A 5133-nucleotide genomic window follows, 5' to 3' on the forward strand; every position below is an offset into this window, starting at 1 on the left:
GGGATGGTTGTGGACCATGATGATGGCCGACGCACCGCGCTCCAGCGCCCGCTTCACCACTTCGCGCGGGTAGACGGGGGTGTGGTCGACGGTCCCCGTCTGCTGCTGCTCCTCGTGGATGATGCCGTTCTTGGCGTCGAGATAGAGGACGCGGAACTCCTCGTTCTCGTTGTGGGCCATGGCGGCGCGGCAATAGTCGATGACCTTCTGCCACGAGCCCATGATCGGCCGGTCGATGATCGCCTCGCGGGCAAAGCGCAATGCTGCGGCATGGACCGCCTTGATCGCCGCCGCCGTCGCCTCGCCGATGCCCCGGACGGTGGCGAGCTGGGCGGCGTCGGCGGCGAGCACGGCGTGGAAGCTGCCGAAGCGCCCGATCAGCCGCTTGGCGATCGGCTTCACGTCGCGCCGCGGGATGGCGAGGAAGAGAATGAGCTCGAGCAGCTCGTAGTCCGCCAGCGCGTCGCCGCCGCCGGCCAGGAAGCGCTCCCGCAGGCGTTCGCGATGGCCCTCGTAGTCGGCGGGCTCGAGCGGCAGGAGGCCGGCGTCGTCGAGCCCGGAACGGTTCGACGCGCGCGCCATGCGGCCGCCCTCGGCCTCAGGCGGCCCGGTAGGGCGGCTGGTGCAGCTCCGCCGGCGACAGGGTCATGATCTCGTACCCGGTCTCGGTGACGGCGACCGTGTGCTCGAACTGCGCCGAGAGCGACTTGTCCTTGGTGACCGCGGTCCAGCCGTCGGCCAGGATCTTCACGTCGTAGCGGCCGGCATTGATCATCGGCTCGACGGTGAAGAACATCCCCGGCCGGAGCACCGGCCCCTGGCCCGGGCGGCCGTAGTGGAGGATCGACGGGGCGTCGTGGAAGATGCGGCCGATGCCGTGGCCGCAGAAGTCGCGCACGACCGAGAAGCGCTGCGCCTCGGCGTAGCTCTGGATGGCATGCCCGATGTCGCCCACGGTCGCGCCCGGGCGCACGGTGCGGATGCCGCGCATCATCGCCTCGTAGGTCACGTCGACGAGGCGCCGCGCCTTCAGGGGCACCTTGTCGCCGACGAGATACATGCGGCTGGTGTCGCCGTACCAGCCGTCGAGGATCACGGTGACGTCGATGTTCATGATGTCGCCGTCGAGCAGCCGCTTCTCGCCGGGGATGCCGTGGCAGACGACATGGTTGATCGAGGTGCAGATGGACTTGGGGAAGCCCTTGTAGTTGAGCGGTGCCGGCACCGCGCCATGGTCGACGATGAAGTCGTGGCAGAGCTTGTTCAGGTGCTCGGTCGTGACGCCGGGATGGACGTGCGGCGTGATGAAGTCGAGCGTCGCGGCCGCGAGCCGGCCGGCCGCCATCATGCCGACGAGAGCGTCCGGCCCGTGGATCTTGATGCTGCGCTCTTCCGGGTCCTGGCGGACGGCGAGGCTGCGGTTCATTTCGGCATCTTCCCTCATCTCGATACCCCCTCAGCGGTTTCCCTCGGTCGTCAGGGGCAGCGGCCGGGCGAGATCGATCCCGTCCGTCCGCACGTCGCAAGCGTAGCACATCGTCTCGACGCCGCGGGCAGCGGCCCGCGCGAACGCCCTGGCATAGCCGGGGTCGAGGTCCGCGGCAATGGCGAAGCGGTCGCAATCGCCTCGCTGCACCACATATAGCATGACCGCCCGCTCTCCCGCCTCGACGCGATCGCCCAGTTCCTCGAGATGCTTGGCGCCGCGCAGCGTCACGCAGTCGGGGAACTCGGCCCGGTCGCCGCGGCGCAGGTGGACATTCTTGACCTCGACCCAGCAGGGTGTCCGCCCGGCACCGGTCAGCAGCAGGTCGATGCGCGAGTTGCGGCCGTAGGCGACCTCCCGCCGCGCCGCCTCGTACCCGGCCAGCTCGGGGACGCGACCGTCCGCCACCGCCTCGGCGACGATGATATTGGGATGCCCGGTGTGGATTCCCACCAGCCCGTCCGCGACCCGCTCCAGTTCCCAGCCGAAGGCGAGCTTGCGGCCGGGGCCCGCGGGCGACAGCCAGATCTCGGCACCGGGCCGGGCGAGGCCCAGCATGGCACCCGGATTGGGGCAGTGGACCGTCGCTTCGCGCCCGTCGGCGAGGCGGACGTCGGCGAGGAACCGCTTGTAGCGGCGGACGAGGGTGGCGGGACGGAGCGGGTGGACGAAGCGCATCGCCGGGCGGTCAGGCCTCCGGCGACTGGTCGACGAGGGCGAGGCGGCCGACCACCGCGCCCGGCGCCAGGATCGCGCCGGGCGCGACCACCGCATTGGCACCGATGCGCACCCCGTCGCCGATCAGGGCCCCGAACCGTTCGACACCGGTGTCGATCACGCCCTCCGCGTGGCGGATGCGGATGCGGCGGTCGGCGCGCTCGTTGCGGAAATTGGCGATCACCGCGCCGGCCTCGCAGTTGACGTCGGCGCCGAGGATGGAGTCGCCGACGAAGTTGAGGTGGGCGAGCCGGCTGCCGGCGAAGAGGATCGACGACTTGACCTCCGAGCCGGGCCCGATGGTGCAGCCGTCGTCGAGATAGACGCCGCCGCGCAGATAGGCGCCGGCGGCGACGAAGCAGCCGGCACCGACGATGGCGGGACCCTTGACGATCGCGCCGCCCTCGATGATCGCCTCGCGATGGACGGCGACGCCGTCGCGGACGGCGAAGCCCGGCGTCAGCGTCGGCAGGAGCCGGTCCAGGATGTCGGGCAGGGCCAGGGTCAGCACCCACGGGGCATCGTCGATCTGCGGCAGGAACGGCGAGAGCTCGAACGCGGCGATGTGTCGGGCCAGCATGGCTTCGGGACCTCCCTCCCGGTAGGCGACCGGCCGGGTTCTCGGGTAGAACCTCTCCCGCACTCGGCCAGAGGAGAAACCGTGTCCGATTCCAGCCCCGAGCGGAAGACCGTCACCGCCTGTGTCCTCATCATCGGCAACGAGATCCTGTCCGGCCGGACGCGCGACGAGAACCTCGCCTTCCTGGCCGAGCAGCTGAACGAGGCGGGCGTGCGGCTGATGGAGGCGCGCGTCATCCCGGACGTGCGCGACACCATCATCGACACCGTGAACGCGGTGCGGGCGCAGTTCGACTACGTCTTCACCACGGGCGGCATCGGGCCGACGCACGACGACATCACCTCGGAATGCGTCGCCGCCGCCTTCGGCCTGCCGCTGGTCCGCCACCCGGAGGCGGTGCGGCGGATGCAGCAGCATTATCCGCCGGGCGGCCTCAACGAGGCGCGGCTGCGGATGGCGAACACGCCCGAGGGGGCGACCCTGATCGACAACCCGATCTCGATCGCGCCCGGCTTCCAGATCGGCAATGTCTTCGTGCTGGCGGGCGTGCCGTCGATCATGCGGGTCATGTTCGAGGGCGTGAAGCACCGCCTCTCCGGCGGCCTGCCGATGCGGTCGCGCACGGTGACGAGCGGGCTCACCGAAGGGGCGATGGCGGCCGACCTGTCGGCGATCCAGGACCGTTTCGAGGATGTCGAGATCGGCAGCTATCCCTTCTTCCGCATGGGGCGGCCGGGAACGGCGATCGTGCTGCGCGCGACCGACCCGGTGCGGCTCGCCCATGCGACCGCCGAGGTCTTCCAGATGATGGTGGCGCTGGGCGACCAGCCGGTCGAGGCGGAGGGCTGACGCCGATGCCCGCGGGCGGTCTCGCGACGATCCTCGGCCTGATGCTGGGCGGCGGCGTGCTTCTCGTCTGGTACGGGCTGCAGCGCTTGCGCGACCGCGACCGCCCGGAAGCGCAGCGCCGTCAGGGCTGGTGGGGCGTCAATCTCGGGCTCGCCCTGGTGGGCGCGTCGATGCTCCTGTTCCTGCAGACCTGAGCCCGGGCAGGATGAGGGCGGCGGCTGCGGCCGCGGCGGCGAACGGGCCCAGCGTGAAGGTGGCGAAGAGCCAGAAGGCGGCGCTGGCGGCACCTGCCGCCCCGCCCGGCTCGATGATGCCGCCGAGATTGGCGACGACCCCCGCCAGCGCCGAGGCGAAGGCGCTGGTGACGAGTTGCACCGTCGAGATCGAGGAACTGGCCAGGCTGCGCTCGGCCTCGCTCGCGACCGTCATGGCGCGGGTCAGGAGATGCGGCCAGGCGAACCCGACGCCGAGCCCGACCATCCCCAGCAGGAGGCCGATGCCGGCGATCGCCAGCGGTTCGTCGCCGCTCGGCAGCGGCATCCGCCACGCGAGGAGTGCGAGACCGGTCGCCATCGCCGCCGGACCGAGCACCATCGCCCGCATCGCCCGGCGCGGCGCGGATCCGGCCGACAGCAGCGATCCCAGGGTCCATCCCAGGGCCTGGAGCACGGTGAGATAGCCGGCGCCGAGCGGCGAGCGGCCATGCAGCACCTGCAGCAGCAGCGGCACGAAGACGATGGCGTTGGTGCCGACGGTGATGAGCGCCATGGTGAGGTAGACGGCGCCGAGCGGCGTCGCCGGGCGCAGCGCGTCGGACGGCAGGAGCCGCACGCTGGCGGCGCGCTCCAGTCGCACCATGGCGAGGAGCAGCAGGCCGGCGACGGCGATCCCGGCGGCGTTGATCCAGAGGCTGGGCACGACGCTGGCGCCGGAAATGGCGAGTGCGGCCCCGGCCAGCAGGGCGAGGCGGCGGCTGGGGAAACGGCCCGCCGGTCCGGCCGGCGGCGCGGCGGACGGGGCGGGCAGGACCCGGGTGCAGAGGGCGTAGAAGGCGCCGGTCGCCGCCAGCACCGCCCAGAAGGCGAGGCGCCATTGGCCGAGTTCGGCGAAGATGCCGCCGACGAACGGCCCCGACAGCGCGGCGACGCCCCAGGTGCCGGAGACGAGCGCGATCGCCCGCGGCCATAGCGGCTGCGGCAGGACGAGGCGGATGACGGCGTAGGACAGGGCGAACAGGAGCCCGCCGCCCAGTCCCTGGAGCGCGCGCGCGGCGAGCAGCACCGGCATGGACGGGGCGAGCGCGGCCAGCAGCGAGCCGGCCGCGAAGGCGGCTGCGGCGAGGCGGTAGGCGCCGTGGGCGCCGCGCCGGCCGAGCAGGTCGGATGCCAGGGCCGAGCCGACGATCGAACCGACGATGAAGAGCGTCGCGTTCCACGCGTAGTAGGCGAGGCCGCCGATCTCGGCCACGACCGAGGGCATGATCGTGCTGGCGACGAAGATG

7 protein-coding genes are annotated in these 5133 nt (G+C 71.8%); 2 read left to right on the forward strand and 5 right to left on the reverse strand.

Annotation, left to right across the window (positions count from 1 at the left end):
• From ACE3Q3_RS22720 to ACE3Q3_RS22735, 4 genes are all read right to left on the reverse strand, one after another.
• Positions 1-582, reverse strand: a 582-nt coding sequence (locus ACE3Q3_RS22720; protein ID WP_374449867.1) for a RadC family protein, incomplete at its 3' end; no start/stop codon positions are given.
• A gap of 16 nt (positions 583-598) precedes the next feature.
• The gene (gene map / locus ACE3Q3_RS22725) at positions 599-1426 is read right to left on the reverse strand and encodes a type I methionyl aminopeptidase (RefSeq protein ID WP_374449869.1); all 828 of its coding nucleotides are present in this window, start codon (positions 1424-1426) and stop codon (positions 599-601) included.
• 30 nt (positions 1427-1456) lie between these two features.
• The gene (gene sfsA, locus ACE3Q3_RS22730; protein ID WP_374449871.1) at positions 1457-2164 is read right to left on the reverse strand and encodes a DNA/RNA nuclease SfsA; all 708 of its coding nucleotides are present in this window, start codon (positions 2162-2164) and stop codon (positions 1457-1459) included.
• A 10-nt stretch (positions 2165-2174) separates the two neighbouring features.
• Positions 2175-2783 (reverse strand): hypothetical protein, encoded by a 609-nt coding sequence (locus ACE3Q3_RS22735; protein WP_374449872.1) that lies wholly within the window; start codon positions 2781-2783, stop codon positions 2175-2177.
• An 81-nt stretch (positions 2784-2864) separates the two neighbouring features.
• On the opposite strand from ACE3Q3_RS22735, the gene ACE3Q3_RS22740 reads away from it, so the two are divergent.
• The gene (locus ACE3Q3_RS22740) at positions 2865-3632 is read left to right on the forward strand and encodes a competence/damage-inducible protein A (RefSeq protein WP_374449874.1); all 768 of its coding nucleotides are present in this window, start codon (positions 2865-2867) and stop codon (positions 3630-3632) included.
• Between the two features lie 5 nt (positions 3633-3637).
• Positions 3638-3826: a hypothetical protein gene (locus tag ACE3Q3_RS22745; protein ID WP_374449876.1), complete on the forward strand. Its 189-nt coding sequence runs from the start codon at positions 3638-3640 to the stop codon at positions 3824-3826.
• Here ACE3Q3_RS22745 and ACE3Q3_RS22750 read toward each other — a convergent pair.
• A partial coding sequence (locus ACE3Q3_RS22750; protein WP_374449878.1) for an MFS transporter occupies positions 3771-5133 on the reverse strand: 1363 nt, incomplete at its 5' end. The genes ACE3Q3_RS22745 and ACE3Q3_RS22750 overlap by 56 nt on opposite strands.

This window comes from Allostella sp., from assembly GCF_041913585.1.
Classification (GTDB): Bacteria; Pseudomonadota; Alphaproteobacteria; order ATCC43930; family Allostellaceae; genus Allostella.